This window comes from Legionella sp. km772 (assembly GCF_003989735.1).
Classification (GTDB): Bacteria; Pseudomonadota; Gammaproteobacteria; order Legionellales; family Legionellaceae; genus Legionella.
This window is the reverse complement of sequence record NZ_RZGQ01000364.1, coordinates 1-1,179: the sequence shown is the minus strand read 5'-3', so window position 1 is coordinate 1,179 and position 1,179 is coordinate 1. Positions and strand designations below refer to the sequence as shown.

Here is a 1,179-nt window from a genome sequence, read left to right as displayed (position 1 = left end):
TTGATTTTTTTGATGCAGTGTAATAATTTCGCTTTTTGGTCATTCTATTCCCCTCTTATATTAGAAGAATAGCTCTTAAAAATACCTTTTTTTCGTCTAAAAATCCGCGCCTATATCATTAAGAGAAAGTCTGAACGTATTTTAATTTGTACTGCACTAATTAAAGGCTCTCTATCATTTCAGGCTTTTTTTAATGACTTTCTAATTGATCTTTAGCATCTGCGCCTAATATATCCTTTTTCATGCTATCCGGATTGAGGAAAAACAGCTTTGATAAATCTGCTTCAATTTGCCAAGCCCCCACTAAGGTAAGAATATCTTGCTTATCAGTTAAGCCTTCGGCAAAAATTAACCTTGCGCTATCCATCGGCGCCTTTAAACGTTTAGAGAAATATTGCCCTAATAAATTATCTTTCCTCGGGGCTTTTGAAACAGGAATAACCACAAATAATTTTCCACGCTCCTCCTTGCTTAAGCTTTTTTCAATGATAATCATTTGCTTATCGATAGTATTTAATTGTGCTTGCACAGCATCCCTCATATTTAGTTTTATTAAAGGTGCAATGTCCTGAAAAAAATGTTCCAGCTGTCCAGTGGAACAACTATTCTCGCGGAGGGCCTTCTGGATGAACTCATCAGTTAGGTAAATAATTTTTTTCTGCCTCATTTTTTCTTCCTTATTTAAAGGAAGCTGAACAATCGCATTTCCCGTTTCGATTAATAACTTTCTGTATTGCATCACTGCAGTTTTATTCTGGGGAAAATGATTAAGAGGGTTAAACAGAGCAAAGGTGGCTAAAACCACATGCGAGACGCTTTTTAAATCATTATATTGTGGAGAATAAACAGAAAAAGTCCTTATCTTACCTTGATGGTATAAAATGAATTGGTCACCTTGCGCAATAAGCAGGGGGTCGGTGTTGCTGATGTATTTATTTTTTAGTTGATCATAAATTTTAAGGGCTACTTCATCATGCTTTATAAGTATATTTTCCGCCTGCAAAGAAGAAGCATAACTATTTATACAATAAAGAGTGATAATTACTAGATAACTCAATTTATTCACTCATGTTACGCACATAAACTTGTAGTTTGACTAAAAAGCATTAGAATTCCGCCCTTAATTTTAGGGAGGGAATTAAATGGATATGCTTGATCTTTATAGTGATTATTTGATTT

At 34.3% G+C, this 1,179-nt stretch carries 1 protein-coding gene; it reads right to left on the bottom strand.

All coding sequences use genetic code 11. The features are described from left to right. Positions 1-190 precede the first annotated feature (190 nt). Positions 191-1,057, bottom strand: a complete 867-nt coding sequence (locus tag ELY15_RS15920; protein WP_127101755.1) for a hypothetical protein — start codon at positions 1,055-1,057, stop codon at positions 191-193. Positions 1,058-1,179 lie beyond the last annotated feature (122 nt).